This is a genomic window from Dapis brunnea BLCC-M229 (assembly GCF_050015995.1).
Classification (GTDB): Bacteria; Cyanobacteriota; Cyanobacteriia; order Cyanobacteriales; family Microcoleaceae; genus Trichodesmium.
Genome location: NZ_JBNHEP010000223.1, coordinates 24535 through 45568, shown reverse-complemented (window position 1 = coordinate 45568; position 21034 = coordinate 24535). Strand labels below are relative to the sequence as shown.

General features: G+C 35.7%; 14 protein-coding genes and 1 pseudogene. 6 read left to right on the top strand and 9 right to left on the bottom strand.

The features are described from left to right. Window positions 1-370: 370 nt before the first annotated feature. From gmd to ACP6PM_RS24575, 7 genes and pseudogenes are all read right to left on the bottom strand, one after another. Entirely contained in the window at window positions 371-1399 is a 1029-nt protein-coding gene (gene gmd, locus ACP6PM_RS24605) for a GDP-mannose 4,6-dehydratase (RefSeq protein ID WP_426589311.1), read from the bottom strand. A gap of 73 nt (window positions 1400-1472) precedes the next feature. Next, a complete protein-coding gene (locus ACP6PM_RS24600) occupies window positions 1473-1643 on the bottom strand; it encodes a hypothetical protein (protein WP_426589309.1) in 171 nt (56 codons plus the stop codon). A 590-nt stretch (window positions 1644-2233) separates the two neighbouring features. Further along, entirely contained in the window at window positions 2234-2965 is a 732-nt protein-coding gene (locus tag ACP6PM_RS24595; RefSeq protein ID WP_426589307.1) for an undecaprenyl-phosphate galactose phosphotransferase family protein, read from the bottom strand. A 233-nt stretch (window positions 2966-3198) separates the two neighbouring features. Then, window positions 3199-4899 carry a S8 family serine peptidase gene (locus ACP6PM_RS24590; protein WP_426589305.1) on the bottom strand — a complete coding sequence of 567 codons (1701 nt, stop codon included), beginning with the start codon at window positions 4897-4899 and terminating at the stop codon, window positions 3199-3201. Between the two features lie 787 nt (window positions 4900-5686). Then, a pseudogene (locus tag ACP6PM_RS24585) lies at window positions 5687-5837 on the bottom strand (transposase); the annotation flags it as partial. Between the two features lie 873 nt (window positions 5838-6710). Continuing rightward, window positions 6711-7883 carry a pyridoxal phosphate-dependent aminotransferase gene (locus ACP6PM_RS24580; protein ID WP_426589303.1) on the bottom strand — a complete coding sequence of 391 codons (1173 nt, stop codon included), beginning with the start codon at window positions 7881-7883 and terminating at the stop codon, window positions 6711-6713. A gap of 1300 nt (window positions 7884-9183) precedes the next feature. After that, the gene (locus ACP6PM_RS24575) at window positions 9184-9378 is read right to left on the bottom strand and encodes a hypothetical protein (protein WP_293104450.1); all 195 of its coding nucleotides are present in this window, start codon (window positions 9376-9378) and stop codon (window positions 9184-9186) included. A gap of 209 nt (window positions 9379-9587) precedes the next feature. On the opposite strand from ACP6PM_RS24575, the gene ACP6PM_RS24570 reads away from it, so the two are divergent. From ACP6PM_RS24570 to ACP6PM_RS24555, 4 genes are all read left to right on the top strand, one after another. Then, complete coding sequence (locus ACP6PM_RS24570) at window positions 9588-12371, top strand: TIGR03960 family B12-binding radical SAM protein (RefSeq protein ID WP_426589301.1); 2784 nt, start codon at window positions 9588-9590, stop codon at window positions 12369-12371. Window positions 12372-13997: 1626 nt separating this feature from the next. Continuing rightward, window positions 13998-14174: a hypothetical protein gene (locus ACP6PM_RS24565; RefSeq protein ID WP_426589299.1), complete on the top strand. Its 177-nt coding sequence runs from the start codon at window positions 13998-14000 to the stop codon at window positions 14172-14174. A gap of 133 nt (window positions 14175-14307) precedes the next feature. Next, window positions 14308-16353, top strand: a complete 2046-nt coding sequence (gene rne, locus ACP6PM_RS24560) for a ribonuclease E (RefSeq protein WP_426589297.1) — start codon at window positions 14308-14310, stop codon at window positions 16351-16353. Between the two features lie 340 nt (window positions 16354-16693). After that, on the top strand, window positions 16694-17314 hold the full coding sequence (locus tag ACP6PM_RS24555) for a ribonuclease HII (protein WP_426589295.1): 621 nt from the start codon (window positions 16694-16696) through the stop codon (window positions 17312-17314). Window positions 17315-17640: 326 nt separating this feature from the next. Here ACP6PM_RS24555 and ACP6PM_RS24550 read toward each other — a convergent pair whose 3' ends face one another. Then, window positions 17641-17814 carry a hypothetical protein gene (locus tag ACP6PM_RS24550; RefSeq protein ID WP_426589293.1) on the bottom strand — a complete coding sequence of 58 codons (174 nt, stop codon included), beginning with the start codon at window positions 17812-17814 and terminating at the stop codon, window positions 17641-17643. Between the two features lie 391 nt (window positions 17815-18205). On the opposite strand from ACP6PM_RS24550, the gene ACP6PM_RS24545 reads away from it, so the two are divergent. Next, window positions 18206-18400: a hypothetical protein gene (locus ACP6PM_RS24545; protein ID WP_426589292.1), complete on the top strand. Its 195-nt coding sequence runs from the start codon at window positions 18206-18208 to the stop codon at window positions 18398-18400. Window positions 18401-18740: 340 nt separating this feature from the next. On the opposite strand, the gene ACP6PM_RS24540 is transcribed toward ACP6PM_RS24545, so the two are convergent. Beyond that, complete coding sequence (locus ACP6PM_RS24540) at window positions 18741-19955, bottom strand: hypothetical protein (protein WP_426589290.1); 1215 nt, start codon at window positions 19953-19955, stop codon at window positions 18741-18743. 607 nt (window positions 19956-20562) lie between these two features. Here ACP6PM_RS24540 and ACP6PM_RS24535 point away from each other — a divergent pair. Continuing rightward, the coding region (locus tag ACP6PM_RS24535; RefSeq protein WP_426589288.1) for a tetratricopeptide repeat protein at window positions 20563-21034 on the top strand (472 nt) is incomplete at its 3' end.

Below are 21034 nucleotides of genomic sequence, written 5' to 3'. Positions count from 1 at the left end.
ACCGTCATAATCTCAGAGACTAACTGTTTATTTTTAATGAACCTATCCCACTACAGTTGAAACCCTTACATTGAGCCAATCGAAAAATCGTGAAATCCTTAAAAATCGTCTTAGTGGGATAGACTAAATATTTATCCTAGCTTTCTACTTCATACTTATTCTGCCGCTAGGGTTCTTTTAATTAAATTAGTTCCCCAGTTGACTCATTTATATATTATCTTGATACACCCGATAATTATCTCTATTTTGAGATTTTGAGCTACTTTTTCATCATAAACTTTGTTAATTTTGATAGTGTCAAAAGACAATTAAAAGCACTATCACCTCAAAAAAGTTAATCCTCCTAACTAATCAGTATAGCCCCAAAAATCTAATCAAAACCATTGCCAATAATAGCAGCTTTTTCCAAAGCTTTAATATCAGAATCAACCATCAAATGTACCAACTCTGTAAATGTAACTGATGGTTTCCAACCTAACTTTTCTTGTGCTTTTGTGCAGTCACCAATTAACAAATCAACCTCCGCAGGACGTAGATAACGGGGGTCAAACTCCACATAATCTTGCCAATTTAAGTCTACATGAGTAAATGCTATTTCTAGAAATTCTTTAATAGAATGAGTTTCATTTGTAGCAATCACATAATCATCTGGTTGCTCCTGCTGTAGCATCATCCACATAGCTCGAACATAATCCTTTGCATATCCCCAATCTCGTTTAGCATCCAAGTTACCAAGATAGAGTTTTTTCTGTTTACCCGCTACAATTCTAGCTACAGCCCGAGTAATTTTACGAGTTACAAAAGTCTCTCCTCGACGGGGACTTTCATGGTTGAATAATATACCATTACAAGCAAAGAGATCGTATGATTCTCGATAATTTATTGTTTGCCAGTGGGCATAAACTTTAGCACAAGAATAAGGACTACGGGGATAAAAAGGTGTAGTTTCTTTCTGAGGGACTTCTTGAACTTTGCCAAACATTTCCGAAGAACCAGCTTGATAGAAACGAACTTCAATTCCAGTACGCTGTTGATAGTCTCGAATTGCTTCGAGTAAACGTAGAGCGCCCATTCCCACTGCATCTACTGTATACTCTGGAGAATCAAAGCTAACCCTCACATGGGACTGGGCACCTAAGTTGTATATTTCTACTGGCTTAACTTCTTCCAGAATTCGACGTAGAGTAGTCCCATCAGTTAAGTCTCCATAATGTAGAAATAATTTAGCATTAGGATTATGAGAATCTTGATATATATGGTCTATCCTATCTGTATTGAAGCTAGAACTACGTCTGATAATACCATGAACCTCATAGTCTTTCTCAAGTAAAAGTTCACTTAAGTATGAACCGTCTTGACCAGTAATACCAGTAATTAGCGCTCGTTTTCTTTCACTCATTGCAGTTAATATTTACAACCTATTGACATACTCTCGGCCTTAAAGACACCGAGTTTCGTGACATACTCCCACACTAAGCTGAGGCTATAGTGTGGTCTTCTCGCTTCCCAGTCCCGGTATCCCGTCGGACTCCACAAGCTTTAAGAACGGAATGCCCTACCGCCCTATGTTTTATATTTGCTGTAGCATTTTTGTCACGACAGAGCCAGCGACAATCAGGGCAAGAATGAATCTTATCTGACAACTTTTTTTGGGACTTTTTCCCCACAGTTTGAACAATCAGTTGTTGTGCCGTTCGGATTCATAGCTATAGTTAACTACCCAGCATTCTCAGCTTTGGCAGAAAGAATAGTGAGGAATTTTCCCCAACCAGCATCACAGATAAAAGTGATGGCTGTTCGCCTAGTCTTGCAAAGCTCGCAACATAATATTGCGACCAAAGGAAAACTATGTCTTTAGAGCTTTTTACTGTAACATTTACTGCCAATCGGGCTGGTTTTGATAAATAAGCAGGGGAATATTTATCAGAATCAGATTAATATCTATACTACAAAAGCAATAAATATTTTTTGATTTTTTGCCCAATAGCAGAGTTTTACTTTATATCGTCCCCAGATTTCTAGATTAACCTAAAACGATCCTTATAACCAATAATTGTTTAGTTAAAATTTATCAACTTGACTCCTTTACAAGTAGTTATCCTCCCAAATAAAATGTCTATTATTTATACTTATAAATTTGGGTTAGAGGTGCAATATTTGTCAAAATACTACCAACCTCTAACCCTAGGATAGCTTCAGCTAATTTTAAATCTATCACTCATAATTACAAGGATTAATAAGCACCGTTATTTTTTGGAAAAATAACAATGCCAATTGTTTTAAACATAATCCATATATCTATCCAAAAATTTCTGAAGTTTACATAGTAAAGGTCTATTTGAACTCTCTTAGGGTAAGGAATATCATTGCGACCAGAAACTTGCCACAAACCAGTAATTCCCGGTTTAATAGTAAGAATTTTATCCATGTGATGACCGTATTTTGGCAGCTCCTCGACCACTAATGGTCTCGGCCCTACTACACTCATATCACCTTTCAAAACATTCCAAAATTGAGGAAATTCATCTAAACTTGTCACTCTCAGAAATCTACCTATCCATGTAATTCGGGGGTCATGTTTTAATTTAAAACTTTCCTGAAATTCTAGGCGCAGATGAGGATATGTTTCCATAATCTCTCCCAACATCTCATCTGCATTTTCCACCATAGTCCTAAATTTTAAACAACGGAATAGCTTTCGATTTTTACCCACTCTTTGTTGAACGTAAAAAACAGATCCTGGCGAACTAAATACAATTAGTAAACCTATAAGCAGGTAAAGAGGGGCAAACAATACGAGAACCGATAGAGAAAATAGGATATCAAATAATCGTTTAGAAAATCCTACCTCTAGGCCCTCTAGAAACAGACTTTTTTGTTTATCTCTGGGGAGGAAAGGCTGAAAAGCTCGTCCTGTAAATCCTCTAATTACCTTGCCAGAGATGAATTGGCTATCAGCAGTCATCTTACTCCTTCACTTCACACCACACACAGTCCTGATCATAAAGCCTATAGCGAAATAGGGCGCAACTTTGGTTGTGAAAAAGATGACTAATTGTGGACAAGAACGATTTTTCGCCTCTTACTTGGGTGTTTCTGTGCCTATATGTAAGGATTTTATAAAAATATTTGAATTGAAAAATCAAACATTTTTATCACAATAGTCCCATTCATTGCCTATTTTCTCAATAGTATCAATTAGACAGTCACCACTGTAGAGTTAGCAGTCTCAATAATTATATTTTCAATGGCCTCAACAGATAAACTTGGATTAGCTTGTTTAATTAAAGCTACTACACCTGCAACATGAGGTGATGCCATAGAAGTACCTGCAAAGAAACTATATAGATTACCTGTTATGGAAGGAGGTACAGGGGCATAAATATCTCCTGCATCTTCACGAATACCATCTCCCCCTGGGGCAACTACGTAATCTAAAGGTTGGTTTCCAGCTTCATTAGAGAAAGAAGAAAATTTCCCATTTCGCTCCACTGACCCAACTGCTATTCCCTGTTGATTGGCTAATCTTGCTGGATAATCAGGACTGCTTAAACCACCATTACCCGCAGCAGAAACAAATACAACGCCTCTCTGAGCAGCATAACGAATAGCTTCAATTTCACCCGTAACTAAGTTTCTCCCACCAGAACTAAGGTTAATTACATCTGCTCCGTTATCAACAGCATAACGAATAGCTGCTATGCCATCACTAACCTTACCTTTTCCTTCATCATTCAATACCCTGAGAGACATAATTTTGGCATTTGGAGCAATTCCAGTTGTCCCTATTCCATCTCTCTTGGCAGCGATCGTCCCTGCAATATGAGTTCCATGACCTTCTTCATCCATTGGGTCATTATCATCATTGACAAAATCCCAACCTTGGACATCATCTACATAGCCATTACCATCATCATCAATATTATTGTTGGGAATTTCACTGGTATTATTCCACATTTGGCCTGTTAATTCAGGATGAGTATAGTCCACACCACTATCAATGACCGCTACTACAATACCATCTCCCTGAATTCCCTGATTCCAAACTTCGGGTGCTTTTACTAAATCTAGTCCCCATTGATTTCCTCCTATATCAGGAACATCTGGGAAAGATCCAGCTCCAATTGCTCTAGTTACTGCTGTTGACGCATCAACTAAACCATATCCAAAAATATTATTAAAGATTGGGGTTACAGAGCTAGCGGTTTGGGACAGTTCATTAACATTTGAGGTATTTCCAAAAATCAAGCGACTTTCAAGAAGGTTTGTGTCAGATATTTCTCTAACTCTTGCTAATATTGAACCGTTGATCTGAACTTGAATTAATGTATCTCCTGTGAAGGAATCTTCTGTGAATAGGATGTCATTTTCTGTTAAGTTGTCTGGGATTTTAATTCTGTCAAAATTAGGATTAAAATCATCAATAATATCTGCTGTATTTAGATTGTTATTATTTTGTGAATCTCGCAAAACAAATGTATCATTGCCTGCTCCTCCAGTTAATGTATCTATCCCTAAGTCACCTGAAATTATATCGTTACCATCCCCTCCTAATAAAATATCATTATCTTTCCCTCCATAAATTGTATCGTTACCTTGATTTCCATAAATTATATCGTTACCTAAATCTCCAAAAATTTGATCGTTACCTTGGTTAGCTTGAATCAAATCATTATCTCTACCACCTCGTAAAGTATCAGAACCGTCTCCACCAAAAATGTTGTCGTTACCTTGATTACCATTAATTAGTTCAGGGTTGGATGAGCCTATTACTGTATCATTTCCAGGTAGAGCTTGTAAACCTTCTGGATATGAATTTAGTAAATTAAAAGGCACAGTAAAGTTATTAGAGTTGTTATCCAATAAATAGGAGCGACCATCAGGGCTAGGACCAATCATCGTTTTTTTTCTGAACGTTAATTTTCAGTATAAACCTGCTATATTTATTTGCTATTAAAGAATAAAAAATTAATCAATTTTTCCCAAGACTAATCCCACATATTTAATAGTTTTTGGATTGTAATACCATTTCTCTGTAACAATGCGCTTAATCATTCTTACCCAAACCTGAATTTTACTAATAGCTGTTATCTTTTATTAAGCGCAACTTCATGGATAAATGGTATAAGCAGATAATAGAATACTTGAATAAACAGGCGATAATTAAAGACAATAGAGACATGATAAATCATATTCCCAAGTTATGAAATTGATATAAATTAAAAAACTATTACCCCTTATCAGAAATGTTAAATGTCTTGAAAAAAGTTTACATATCAAGTTACAGTAATTTTATCAAGGGTAAAAATGTCAACATTTCATAATATCTTCTATCCAGTGAATATAACTGATTTGTTGAAACCTACAAACTTGAATATCGGGAAATGTATCTAACATTTTATTACCCCATTCTTTGGGAATGGATACAAATTTTCATTAATGGATAATGGGTAATTGATAATTACCTCTGGTTAAAACCGTTCGGGAATTGAATATAAGGAAATATTATTTCTTTTCTCAAGGGGAGATTGGATATGGCGTTAGCGGAGCGGCTCTGTAAAGAGCGGGAGACCTCGCCATCCCATCCTTCGGAATGCTCCGCAAACGACCGCTTTTTCCCCTATCCAAGGGGAGGCTTCAAGGCATGAATTATTTAATTATCAATTATTAATAATTAATAATTCGGTAAAATTAGGTAAGCGATGAAACTAGAAATTATTTGTATGCTAATACCATTGACATTTTTGGTAATTAATCTATCTATCTAGTTTTAGGTGCATCTTTAAAAATTTCAATGAGAATTCAACTCCCCACCGTTTTCGATAAATATCTCTAATTTAATCTGAAGTAACTGCTGCACATTCAAAACTTCTGCCTCTTATACTAAAGAAGCTGTTGTTTTTTTAGTTAATTTTATAAATAACTACAATAGAATTATTATGGTATCAATTTGAAGTATATTTCTCACAAATATAGTTATTTAACTTAAGAATGAAACACTTTTTCGGCTGAAATCCTTTCATACCAAGAAAAGCTTGTCTAAATCTAAAAGCAACGACTATATATCCTACATTCCCCATGACAATTTGTAACATACTAAAGTAGAAAACAATTTCCTATCTCCCTAAGTATTTATACTCCGCAAATTAGGTTAATAGGATTTGCTGATTAAATCTAAAAGCAACGACTATATATCCTACATTCCCCATGACAATTTGTAACATACTAAAGTAGAAAACAATTTCCTATCTCCCTAAGTATTTATACTCCGTAAATTAGGTTAATTAGGGTTTGCTGATTAAATCTAAAAGCATTGAGATTCTAAAGCTTCAGCGTTTAAGGATCGAAAAAAAGTGCAACTTTTTTAGCTTGAGCTACCAAAAAGTTAGGATTTTGGGCAGACAAGGGTAGAAAAATCACTCTTACAATTATTCCGACTACCTCCTCTATAATTCCCATCTATTCTGTAGTGGCGAATGGCCATTTGCCACTACGACTTCTGACTCCTAACTCCTACCCTTACCAAAAGACTTCCATAAGCAAGCCCTAATTAGGCTCCTTGATCGTTTTGTACTACTTTTTGAACACGGAATGTAGGACATAACATTAGTAATGTTAAACTCTCATCAGAGTAAAATTGATCAAGGAGTTCTTATATCAATGAGCTAAATTTTTTTTCTATTCCCTATTCCCTATTCCCTGTTCCCTATTTATACATAAGTAATACCTGCATCTTTGATTCTTTGTAATGCTTCATAAATCCGTTCTTCTTCTACTGTTAATGTAATGCGAAAAAAACCTTCTCCAGATGCACCATATCCATTTCCAGGAGGTACGATAATACCACATTTTTCTAGTAAAAGAGTGACAAATTCTTGAGATGTATAATTTTGAGGAACTGGAACCCATACATATAGACTTGCTAAAGTTGGTTTAATCGGAAAACCTAAAGATTGCAAACCTTTGATGAGAATATCTCTTCGTTTTTGGTAAACCGCTACTAAACTTTGCAAGTCTTCTTGAGTAGTATAAAAAGCAGCGATCGCTGCTTTTTGAATTGCTTTAAATACTCCAGAATCTACATTAGATTTAACTTGGCTTAATCCCTTAATTCCCAAACTATTTCCTACGACAAAACCAATCCGCCATCCTGTCATATTGTAAGATTTAGATAAACTATGAAATTCAATTGCTACATCTTTTGCACCAGGAATTTGTAATATACTAGGAGGTTTATAGCCATCATAAGCCATTTCAGAATAAGCATTATCGTGACATAGTAATATGTCATAATGCCCACAAAAGTCTACTAATTCTTGAAAAAACTCTAAACTAGCTGTGGCACCTGTAGGATTATTAGGATAGTTAATCCACAATAATTTAGCTTTTTCAGCTACTTCTTGAGGAATAGTCTTTAAATTTGGTAAAAATCCATTTTCCGGCCTAAGTTGCATTGGATAAGGTTGACCCTCAGCAAAGATTGTTGAGGTTCGATAAACTGGATAACCAGGGTCAGGAATTAGAGTATAGTCCCCTGGGTCTACAAAGGCTAAAAAAGTATTGTGAATTGACTCTTTAGAACCTATTGAGGAAATTACTTCTGTTTCTGGGTTTAAATCTTCAATGGCAAACCTACGTTTCATCCAAGCTGCTGCGGCTTGTCTATATTCTTTTATACCTTTGTAGGGGGGATAATGGTGATTTCTTGAGTCTTGAATTGCCTCATGCATTGCCTGAACAATATGATTTGGTGTAGGTTGATCTGGATCTCCTACCCCCAAATTGATAATGTCAACTCCTCTTTCTAATAATTCATTCCGTTTACGGTCAATTTCAGTAAAGAGATAAGGTGGTATTTTTTCTAGCCTTTTGGCAAGCTGCATGATAACTTTTATTAACTCCTGAACTGATTAATGTACATATAGGAAAGTTTATCTTGAAAAGTAGTCAGGGAAGTTTTTGAGTCAAAAGTAAAAATATGTAAGACAAAAGTTATGAGCAGTCAAATTTTCTGTTCTAGATTTTGTTCAAGTAGATTAAGTGGGAAAATTTATGAGTAGTTTATTATGAGTCTGAGAAAGTGAAATGTTTGGTAAGCATTCCGCAGGATACTAATCCCAAGTTTTTACACAACTTTATCGTCCTTATGCTACTAAGATGTTCAGTGGAGCGATGTATGTAGCAGATTTTTCCTCTCTTTTCTCGGCATTCACAGATAATAGAATTATGCAATTAATTATTTTTAGGTATTTTAGAGAGCAGGTTCTGGAAACAACAATGTAAGTGAATTTTTGTTGGTTCTAATTGGTTCTAAGTACCTCTGCCAAATTAATTAAAAATTTGTCAGTAGGAAACATGGAACAAAAAATATGCTGTATATACTTGAGCAGTAGATATAAAAATAATTTTGCCTACTTACTTAACTTGAGCATCAGATATACAATTGCAGCAGTTTTGGAGTTGATGAGGTAAAAAATTTTAGGACTTTAGGGAATAGAGAATAGGGAATAGAGAAAAAATTAATATTAAACTGCACCTTTCCATACTAAACAGTTTGAAAATTACTAAATAATTAAGGTTTAAAGGCTCTCCTTTAAAGGAGAAACAAGAAAAATTTTCACGCGGAGCGTCAATCCAATCCGTTTTAGGGAGAGGTAATTATCAATTATCAATTATCAATTATCAATTATCAATTATTGAATATACACCCTGAAAAACAAGATCGTCAAACTAGCTCTACATAGAGAAATTGGTAGTCCTAAAATAGTAAGGAACAAGGAACAAGGAAAAAGGAAAAAGGCAAGGAAAAAGGAAAAAGGATATTATACTAAAATCAGCTAACGATAGTATCTTGATAACGGGAGTAAGGCAGAGGGTATAAAGCACTTATGCTGAAAGACCAGAGGGGATTTGACAAAAGTACCTAATTTAGTATCAGAACTATTCAGTGATTCCAGTCTTTCCTATTCCTTACTGCTTATCATTACTTCTTTATCTCCACCGCAAAACTTAACTTAGCAACTTAGAATTATATCTATCTCAGTTCATGTTTTATTTTATTTTATTTTATAGCCCTGCTAAATATTGCTTTTCTAATAACTGATATGCCAAAAAAAGATTATTTTTGCTGTCAAAATATTTTTCCACATTAGGAAATTTTAAACTACAAAAAATTGAGATTATTTACATAGTAGGAACGAGCTGAATTCGCCCTGCATCCATTTCCTCCATTAATAACTCTAATGCTTCATAATCTACATCGGAAATATACCCAAGTCGTGTCAACTCAGAGTTGATTTGATTTTCGATTTCAGGGGTTAATTGCCGAAAATAGAGAGCTTTAGATACGAGTTTCCGAATCACACAGTTTGGTTCCATGGCTAATCTAAATAAAAACTCTACATAGTTAAATTCTCTGCTAGATATTTACCCTGATAGGTGATCCAATACTATATGAGAAAGTGATATTCATCATTGAGACCCTGAGGCCATAATAAGTGAAATCTTTGAGTTATAGTTCCACACCATAAGTTTTTGGTGCTATCTTGAAATATATCTAACCATAAAATACACCTTAAGTAGTAATAGTGGCAGTAGCAGTAGAGAATTTACTTACACCCGATATCCACAAACCTGCTCGTTATCTTGGTAATGAGTTTGGTGCTTTTCATAAACCTTGGGACAGCTCTCAAGTTCGCTGGGTGTTGACCTACCCAGAAGTTTATGAAGTAGGAGCTTCTAATCTAGGACATATAATTCTTTACAATATCTTAAATTCTCAGCCACAGCAATTATGCGATCGCGCATATTTACCAGCTCCAGATTTAGCACAAAAATTGCGGGCCACAGATACGACCCTATTTGCTGTAGAATCAAGGCGATCGCTCACTGACTTTGATATTCTAGGCTTTAGTCTCAGTTATGAACTAGGAGCAACAAACATTCTAGAAATGCTAAGTTTAGCTGGTATTCCGTTGACTTGGAAAGAACGACTTAAACGAAGTCAGAAATCAGAAGTCAGAAGTCAGAAGTTGTACTCACTACACTCCTCCTTCCCCTTAATCTTCGCCGGGGGTCAAACAGCAACTTCAAACCCCGAACCTTATGCAGACTTTTTTGACTTTATTGCTTTAGGGGATGGAGAAGAATTACTTCCAGAAATAGGACTAATAGTTCAAGAGGGGAAGAGGGATGGGTTAACTAGAGAAGAATTACTGTTGGATTTAGTCCAAGTTCCCGGTGTTTATGTGCCACAATTTTATAGCATGGCTGAAGATGGCTCGGTTTTCCCTATTCGTGATGATGTGCCAAAAAGAATATTGCGTCGAGTCGCAACTCCTATGCCAGCTTATTCTATAGGTTTAGTTCCTTATGTAGAAACAGTCCATGACCGATTGGTAATAGAAGTGCGACGCGGTTGTACCAGAGGTTGTCGCTTTTGTCAACCAGGTATGTTAACTCGACCAGCACGAGATGTGGAACCAGAACAGATAGTGGATACTATTGAAAAAGGTATAAGTGCAACGGGACATAATGAGTTTTCTTTACTTTCCTTGAGTTGTTCTGATTATCTGGCTTTACCAGCAGTGGGAACTGAAATTAGAAACCGTTTTAAGGATGAAAATATTTCTCTATCTCTACCAAGTCAGAGAGTAGATAGATTTGATGAAAATATTGCCAATATTATTGGTGGTACTCGCCAAAGTAGTTTGACATTTGCCCCAGAAGCAGGTACCCAACGAATGCGGGACATTGTGAATAAGGGATTGACAAACGAGGAACTTTTGCGGGGGGTAAAAACGGCTTATGACCAAGGTTGGGATAAGGTTAAGCTCTATTTTATGATTGGTTTGCCTGGGGAAACTGATGCTGATGTGTTGGGTATTGCGGAAACTGTTAATTGGTTGCAGCAAGAATGTAGAGCTAAAGGTCGGAAAAAGCTACAGGTTACTTTGACGATTTCTAATTTTACCCCCAAGCCTCACACTCCTTTTCAATGGCATTCTGTTTCTGTTGCTGAATTTCAACGTAAGCAAGAATTACTAAAGACAGAATTTCGGAGAATGAAAGGTGTAAAGGCAAATTATACAGATGTCCGTCTCTCAGCAATGGAGGATTTTTTGGGTAGAGGCGATCGCCGTTTGGCATCTGTAATTCGGCGTGCTTGGGAAAAGGGCGCTGGAATGGACTCTTGGTGGGAAAGTTTAGATAGAGCTTTTACTGCTTGGAGTGATGCTATTTCAGAGTCAGATTTGAGTTGGAAGTACCGTCAGGTAGAGAATGGTGAGTGGAATGTATTTGAAAATACAGAAAATCATCGTGATATATGTAAAGAGAAAATCAATTCCCTACTTGACCAACCTTTACCTTGGGATCATATAGATACGGGAATTGATAAAAATTGGCTCAAAGAAGATTTGCAGAAAGCTTTGGCAGAAGCAATTGTTCCTGACTGTTCTTTTGCAGCTTGTTCCCATTGTGGTGTTTGTGGTCCGGATTTGGGTCATAATATTGTTATTCCACCACCACCAATTCCAGAATTTGTCGGTCAGTTTGTGCCTAATCAAAATCGGGTACAACGTCTGCGAGTCTGGTTTGGGAAGTTAGGAGAAATGGCTTTGGTTAGTCATTTAGATTTAGCTAGGTTATTCGCTCGTGCTGTTCGCCGGAGTAATATACCTATTGCCTTTACCGGGGGATATCATCCAAGTCCACGGATTATTCCAGCTAGTGCTTTATCTCTAGGAGTAACAAGTACAGGGGAAGTAGTGGATTTTGAGTTGACAGAAGTAATGGATGTGATAATATTTCAGAATAAACTGGAGAATCAATTGCCAGTTGGTATACCTATATATAAGGTAGAAGAAGTAGAAGTTAAGAGTCCTTCTTTATCTCAGATATTGGAAAGATCAGAGTATATTTTGAGGGTCAGAAAAATTAATGACTCTGCAAAAGATTTAATAAAAGACTGTGAGAATATAAGAGAATTTGAAGGCAATGACTGTTCTACTCTAAATTTGCAAGAATGGATAGAGGCAATTAAAAATAGGGAATCAATTCTTTGGGAACAAAAAACAAAGTCGGGTAAGGTAAAGGTTGTTAACTTGCGCGATCGCTTATTTGAGTTGGAGTTTTTAGAGTATTCAACAGCTTTAAATTATTACTTTACGGGCGTTGGATGCAACTTCCCTACAAGGTCTTATGAGTCAAATTGGAATTATGAAACTGATGGTATTATTCGTTATGTAGGAAGCTATCAGAATGATGGGACTTTACTAAGACCACAAAATATAATTTATATGCTGGAAGAAGTCAGCAAGTTAGAATTTGAATTGCTGCATACTCATCGGCAAAAGTTGTTCTTGGGGTAATAAAAATTTCAGGAAAATCTATTAAGAAGTTTCGGTTTTATCAGTGTGGAAATTGAAAAGATGACTCTAGTTGAAAAAAGCAGAAGGTATAATCTAAGTAATTAAAGCTGAAACAGTTTTGAGCAAGGAAATGCTCTGTTTTTAGGGAGGTTATACAACTAAAGTGGTATAATTTATATTCGGGAAAGCCTTGGTTGACAAAAGATTAAGGATTTTTCCTAATTTACTGTTTGAGCTGTGTTATTTTAGTAGGCTTATTTTTCGGCGATCGCCAATATGAAATATTACAGGATTTATACAAGGCCAATATTACATAGAATCATGCTCAAGGTGGATGATGGCCTTGTAAGTCAATAAATATAACTTATAGCTTGTTATGGCAAGTAGGTAAAATAATGTTATAAATAATGGTCCAGGATTTGAGAGTCTGAGAAGTTTGATTCAGACATAGTGATAAAATTAAGATTTACCTAGGACTTATTGGCTACTACAATTAATTAGTTTATTTGTAACAATCTTTTTTGCATAAGGTATTATGGCTTGCTATTCCAAAATCTACGAGGGTGTCTATGCTAAAATTATGGGTAGAGATAATCTTATAGTTTGAGTTAATAGGCTTTTTCAGGATTGCTTGAACGACAAAATAATGCTTGAAGCGCTATTAATTTCAAAGTCTGAAGACTAAAAATTTACTTTATTAAAAGCAAGAAAATTAGCTTTGTTTAATATGGTCTCTGACCTCAAGGGGCGGATATTCTCCTAAAATTAGGATGCTTAGTTCCGTAGAGTCTACTTAAATTAATTACTTTGCGATATTTAATCCAGAGATGATTATCTCCCCAAGGGTTTGCTCTATTCCAAGAGCTTGTTTTTTTATGCCCTAGGGTACAGTTAAAACCTAAAAAAACTTTGGTTTTCTGGTACTTATTGCTTAGATCTTTTCCATGGATAAGTGTTCCTATGCAAAACCCTATAGCTCTAGTTTTGAATGTGGTAGTGCGTTACGATTAGTAGCTAGATTTTTAGAGCGGTTGAATACCTTTCGAGTTTTTTTAAGTGTAGCACAAAGTCCCCTTTTAGGGGGAGGCTTTAAACCCAATTTTTCAGTAACAATGTGTATGATTTGATATTGATATGGATTTAATAAATTAAGCTTTGACAAAAAAAACTCTAAAGTTGTAGTGCAGATAATTGGGGATTGTCCCTAATAAATTGATTAATTCCAGTACAGAGTCATCACAGAAATTGTCCGTTTATTTATTGATTGCGTTGCATATTATGAATGAAAAAGTTAGTCAGAGAATTTCAACTAAAACAATGCTAAAATTAGACTGTCTGCAAATTATACAGTGAATCATTGATAGATTAATTTAATGAAAACTGAAACTAGATGTTAATTAGCCTGAATGCTAAAGTTTTATAGCAGCAAGAAAGGTATGAAAATTATAAATAATCAGATGGGAATTAAAACTGACAATTTAAACTTTGCCCTTAAGGGTGAGGACTTATAAAATTGAGAGAATGTTACCCTGATGATAAATTATATTAATTGCTCTAGTTATAAATTCCTGTTTGCGGAGCATTCTGGAACGGAAAGGAGCATATCATTCTAAAAACTTAGAATTGATGCCAAATATCAAGATTTGTAAAAAAGCTTGGATTAGTTTTGTTGTTGATAATTTTAGTAGTTGCTCAGTAACCAGGTCTGTACAAGTTGATGGGAATATTCACCTTGGTAAGGGTGAACTGAAACGGAAAAAACTCAACACCAGACCAAGTATTATCCAAAAAACAGAAATTTAAAGTTCACACAGCAAAGCAGTTAACATCCAACATTAGGAGTAACCTACATAACACTAAGGGTGACTTAATTGACAACGCCACATTTTTATTCAAGTAGGGGCTTGATTAGCAAGCCTGTACAGGAGGAAATTGAATGCCAAAGCAAATAATTATCGCCGAGCAGCAAAGAATCGCTGCTGTATTTTCTGAAGACCAAATACAAGAGCTTGTAGTTGCTAAAGGCAGCCATCAAGTTAGTGATATATATCTAGGAATTGTAGAAAACGTATTACCTGGAATAGATGCAGCTTTTGTGAATATTGGAGATCCTGAACGTAATGGATTTATTCATGTTAGTGATTTAGGGCCATTACGATTGAAGCGCTCCTCTGGTGCGATTACAGAACTACTTACACCGCAACAAAAAGTCCTAGTGCAAGTGATGAAAGAACCGACTGGGACAAAAGGGCCACGTTTAACAGGAAATGTAACTCTACCAGGCCGTTATTTAGTCCTAATGCCTTATGGACGGGGTGTAAATTTATCCCGACGTATTCGTTCTGAAAGTGAACGAAGTCGCCTCAGAGCTCTGGCAATTTTAATCAAACCAGCGGGAATGGGGTTATTAGTCCGTACTGAAGCAGAAGGAATGGAAGAAGAAGCGGTTATAGAAGATTTGGAGGTTTTGCAGCAACAGTGGGAAACTATCCAAATCGAAGCTAATTCAAACAGAGCGCCTGCACTACTAAATCGCGATAATGATTTTATTCAACGGGTACTACGAGATATGTATAGTACCGATGTAAATCGGATTGTAGTGGACTCTAGTGAGGGAGTGAAGCGAGTCAAGCAACATTTGCTGAACTGGAGTGGGGGTAAACCATTACAAGTTTTGATTGACCATCATAGCGATCGGATTCCTGTCCTAGAATACTTCCGAGTTAATGCAGCAATTAGAGAGGCTCTCAGACCAAGGGTAGACCTGCCTTCTGGAGGTTATATTATTATCCAACCTACTGAGGCACTAACTGTCATAGATGTCAACTCCGGTTCTTTTACACGCTCTGCTACAGCACGGGAAACGGTACTTTGGACAAATTGTGAGGCAGCTACGGAAATAGCCCGTCAACTACGTTTGCGTAATATTGCGGGGGTTATTATTGTTGACTTTATTGATATGGACTCACGGCGAGACCAGTTGCAGGTTCTTGAACATTTTAATCAAGTTCTCAGAGCTGACAAAGCTAGACCTCAGATAGCTCAGTTGTCAGAATTGGGCTTAGTTGAGTTGACTCGTAAACGTCAAGGTCAAAATATATATGAACTGTTTGGTCGTACTTGTCCTACCTGTAATGGATTAGGACATTTAGTTCATTTACCAGGTGAGTCGGAGGCTTCTATCGGGGAAGTTAATTTGCCTGTAGTTACTCGGACTCCAGATGTTGAGGAACCAGCGAGACCTGTGAGTGTTCCTCCTCCAACTTTGGTTAGTGCTGCCCAAAACCAATCTTGGGAGGTAACACAGAGATATCAAGAAGTTGAACCTGCTAATAATGGCTCAGATTTAGAATTGTTGAATCATCCTAGTTATCAGGAATCTACCCGTCGCCGTCGTCGCCGTCGGGTAGGAGTGGGTGAAACTATGCAGGATGAGGCTTTGGAATTACAGGAAAGAGAATTAGGATCGGGAATGGAATATCCTATCCTTTCAGAAGGGTATCCACTTACAAGTCCTAATCGACGTTCGGGAAGAGAGATAATTAGACCTGTGACTGAACCTCCAGAGATAGTAACGGTAGAAATGACATCTGATGAGCAGGATGTGTATGCTTTGATGGGTATTTCTCCATTAACACTTGTAGAGGAAGGAACGGTAAAAAATCCCAAGTCAGTAATTATCTCTATTAAGAAACCTGGGGAGGGTAATTTGAAAAAAACAATGGTAGAAAAGGAAGAAGATCTAGAAGTTGAATCTGTAGTAGATTACGAAGAAGAAGATGACGAGCGGGAATTAGATACGTTTGATTCATCGGCGTCTTTGGGGGAAGCTGATGATTTTGATGGTGATGAGGAAAATGATAACTACGAGTCAGAGTTGGGTGATTCAGATGTCGATCTAAACTCAGATAGCAATGACTCTGATGATTCAGGGCCAATTCGTCGCCGTCGCCGTCGTTCTTCCGCAGTTACAGAAGAATAAGCGGAAAATTTTCCGATGATGTCGGCTTTGTAGTTGCTCTAATTACTTATCCCCTAAGGGTAACAATTTAATTTTGAGATTTGGCAGTTATACCAAGCCTGATAAATGTTTGCTACAAATAGTTAGGCTTTTGTCAAGAGTCATGAGGAATAGGTAAGTCTTAATTTTGATATTTATTGGACTAAAAACCAATATTCACTTTTCTCACCAAGAAACTGAAATAGCAAGCAATAGACAAAAAAACAAATAATCAACGTCTATAGTGTCAGACCAACCATTATCAATTCTGACTCTTGACTCCTGATTGCTAATAATTTGTGGCAAACTTTTTAAAATGGTAATGATGAATTCTCCTGAGTTGATTGATTATCCATCCTCACTTCCAACTGCTGGTGTGGATGAAGTGGGGCGTGGGGCATTATTTGGACCAGTGGTGGCAGCAGCAGTAATTTTGCCAGAGGAGGTTTTAGAGCATTTGGCTAGTAGTGGGGTGAAAGATAGTAAAAGGTTGACAGAAAAGCGTCGGTGTAACTTGGCGACTCAAATTTTGGCAGCGGCTTTGGATTGTAAGATTGGTATGGCTTCTGTTCGGGAGATTGACCGCTTGAATATTCTACAAGCTTCTTTATTGGCGATGAAGCGGGCTGTTATGAAGCTGAAACCTAAGCCTGATTTGGTTCTAGTTGATGGAAATCAAGAAATTAGAGATTTATTTATACCTCAACGGACTATTGTTAAGGGGGATAGTAAGTGTTTGGCGATCGCTGCTGCGAGTATTGTGGCTAAGGTTTGGCGTGATACTTTGATTATGCGTTTGGCGAAAAAATATCCTGTTTATGATTTGACTAATAACAAGGGTTATGGTACTAAAAAGCATAAACAAGGAATAGTAAATTACGGGGTGTCACCTCAACATCGTCTTTCGTTTAGTCCTTGTCAACTTTCCCTATTTCCTTTTTAGCCCTAGAAATTCTAGGGAAACAACAACTGCCCCAGGATTTTTGCTTGAGTTAAATTAATTATACTTTTATGATTGAATAATTCATCAACTGTTGCGCAACAGTTGAATATAAAGTCAATTTCTACTATTTTTTCTTTAAACTTCTCTATTTCATAGTGAACTATCCTATCTATTTTGGTAAAATTAGTATCTAATCTATATGGAAAAAGATTAATTAGCTGTCGCAATAATTGTTGATACTCTTTTGTAGGTTGATAATATTTACCTTGATTTCCCGAAATTTTTACAATTTCTTGAGCTGCTTTAAATTGAGAATTATTACTATGTCATTTGTAACCATTAGTGTTAGTTTGTTGTAAATTTTGTGTCCGTTTTTGAGTATCTTCTGGTTTTAAAACTAGATAGTCTGGCGAGTTATGATAATGGCTGTCACGAGTTTCTCCTACAGACCTAGCAGAGACTATACAAAGTTCTAAAATATAGGGTTTTCTATATATCAAATTACTAGGAAGCCAAGGGAGCAAAAGAACATATATATTGTCATATTGAAAATAGTTTTGACTATCTTTAAAACGAGTAGTTATTTCTGTAGCTAGAGGAAACCAAGTCTTAATTTCAAAATTTCAAATCCAGGAATAGGAGTTACTTTACCTTCAAAAATAGTATCAGGAAAAGGAGGGTATTAATTTTTCCATTTCCCAAATTTATGAAATTAATTCTGAGCATTTAAAAAATCAGTTATGTTAAACTCAATTAAGTTTCCTAGCAGTAGACCACTCCGAAAAATAAATAAATCGTGATATAACAATAAAAATCTTAATTTTGGTCTAGAAATTATGATTCAGTATATTAGAACATATTCACAGTCATCCTCAAGAAGCACAACGTTTATTGGGAATCAATTATGAACAACTAGAAAAATTATTAAAACAAGCAATAAAACTATACGAAGGACGGCAGGAGTTAGCATCAAAAAAAAAGGTAAGAATTATTGCATCAGGTGGAGGTAGATCACCATTATTATCACCATCAGAGCAAATCATTTTAACTTTAACTTATTTGAGACATCTGACAACATTTAATTAGATTGCTAAAAATCTGCACGAGTAGCCCAAGAAAGATTTAGGCTAAATTTTGATAAATATACGCCAATAATAATGACTATTTGTGGTCTTGTTAGATTATGAATAGGTGGATTGATTTTGTAGTAGTAATTCGTGCTTAATATCCAGATAAATCAGTTAACTTTCATGGTTAATTACTAGGATGGTTTTTAATAGTAAGTATCTATAATACTGATTTTACCGTAAAAATTAACTATCTTAAGGGAGTGGCGTTGGCGGAGCCTAGCGGCAGCTACATCGCTGACTAAAAGATAGTTAGAGTCAGTGTTTGACTATTTTAGGAGATGTCTAGTGGAGAAAGTTTAGAGATTACTTTTGCAAGATTCAGAGCAGCATCGGGCGAAATTGGTTTGGAAATTGTTAATAAAGCGACTACAGTAAGTTAAAGTCAATAAACAAGCAAAGAAAATCCCGCCTAATATTGCCACATCTCGTAAATTCAAAGGTAGGGAAAAATATAAGAGAATTAACCACCATAAAAATAATAGGGGAGCTAATATTAATAGGCGAGGTAAAATGCCTGTATTTTTTACTGAGTCTGTGGCAGTAAAAACTCCAAAAGGATTTTTGACAGAAACATTATCATCAAATACCCAAGTAAACTTTCGACCTGAATTTGATTCCATAGTTTCGGTAGGAACAATACCACTTGCAAAGTCTGCTTTGGGAAAGTTTGCTAATGCTATTAATTGGAAATTTGATAATAGTTGATTATTGGCATTATAAATCCAACGTGGTCCGCCTTGAGCTTGATAATTTACTTTGAAATTGACAGTTTCTCCAGGGGATAAACTGAAAGGAAAAGTATAATTTCCAGGGTTGGTAGGAATTAATCTTTTATTGTTTTGTTCGACGCGAAAGTTTTGGAGTAAAGAATAACTATAGGGAGGACGAATATCAAAGAAAAATTCTTGAATATCTTGAAGTTGGTTAGTAACTTGATATTCTGCGGAAAAATCTACAACATAAACAGCTTTGAGATTTTGAACGTCTTTAGCTTGGTTAATATTTACCTGAATTTTTGAAGCATTTATATTCAAATATTTATCTACATTTCTCGTACTTTCAACTTCAACCTGTTTATTATCAACCCACTGATAATATGTATAGGGTTCTGCAATTACATAACGAATTTTTGGAGCTATTTGTTCGAGGCGATTGCCTGCCACACCCGCAGCAATTTTGGCAATTTTTGCTTGTTCCCAATTATGGTAACGATTACTCAGGGTTGAACAAAGAAAAAATCCTCCTACTAGCAATATTAAAACTAAAATTAGATGTGGTAATTTTTTAAGTAAACTCGAATATCTAGACACCAACTCATTAATCAAAATATTTGCTTCTGATTCTTGCTGATGACGGAAAGAAGAATTTATAATTGCTATAAATAAACCAAGGAAACCAATGAGAATAATCAATGTGAGAGATACTTTCAGAATTTGATTGCCAAGTTCAATCAGTTCTTGGGGATGGGTAATATCGGGTATATTGGGAATGCCTTGGGTAGATTGCCACATATTTTGAATATATACAAGGTTTTAAGTATTAAATTATAGGTCTTACTACGGGGTAATTATCCAAAAATTAACGCCAGTAGATAGTTGATTAACTATATAGATGTGGAAAAGCTTGACTATATTAAGATTTTGAAATTAATTCCAGTTTCTGTCAGGGTAGTCATACCGTTTCACGGAAGTTAAAAGTCAAGTTAAGATTTTATAGGCTTAAAACTTTGATGCTACGGTAATTTCAGGAAATTATTTCACATTTCACTATAAGATAAGTAGTGTAGCCTAGGTTGATGAAATTAGTATTAGCTAGGTAGATTTACATTTAGTTATATAGTTGAGAATTTTAACACCTATTTACTTAAGCCAACATTATTATTAATTGCCTGTATAGAAAGACTGAGGTGGAAAGGTACATATATTCCTATATTTTTAAGTGACAAATAGTTGTCTTGATTTCTTCCACCTTATTCCCAATTCCCTGTTCCCAGTTAAGTGCTCCCTATCTCCTTTTTATATTTCATTTACAAACAATCTCTAATACCTACAAATTTAAAAATTTAATTCCCGTACTCTAGCTAATTTGAATTAAAAATTTTGTAATTAGGCTCAACTTATGGAAAATCAGACATCAGAAAATCTTTTAAACTCCGCGGTAAAGAATTATCAAAAAGGAAATTTAAAATTAGCGGCAAAAATCTGCAAAAAAATCCTAGAAAGAGATCGACAAAATTGGCAGTCGCTACATTTATTAGGAGTTATTGCTGGTTTAGAGGGGCAACCAAAAGAAGCAGTTTTCTACTTTGATAAAGCTGTGAAACTAAATCCAAATAATGCCGAAATTCATAGTAATCTTGGTCTAGCACTGAAGGATAGCCAACAACTTGAAGCAGCCATTGAATATTATCAAAAAGCCATTGAACTTCAACCAAATTATGCTGAACCATATAACGGTTTAGGGAATATATTTTTAGAGCTAGGAAAACTTACAGAATCTCGACTTGAAGCAGCCATTGAATATTATCAAAAAGCCATTGAACTTCAACCAAATTATGCTGAACCATATAACGGTTTAGGGAACATATTTT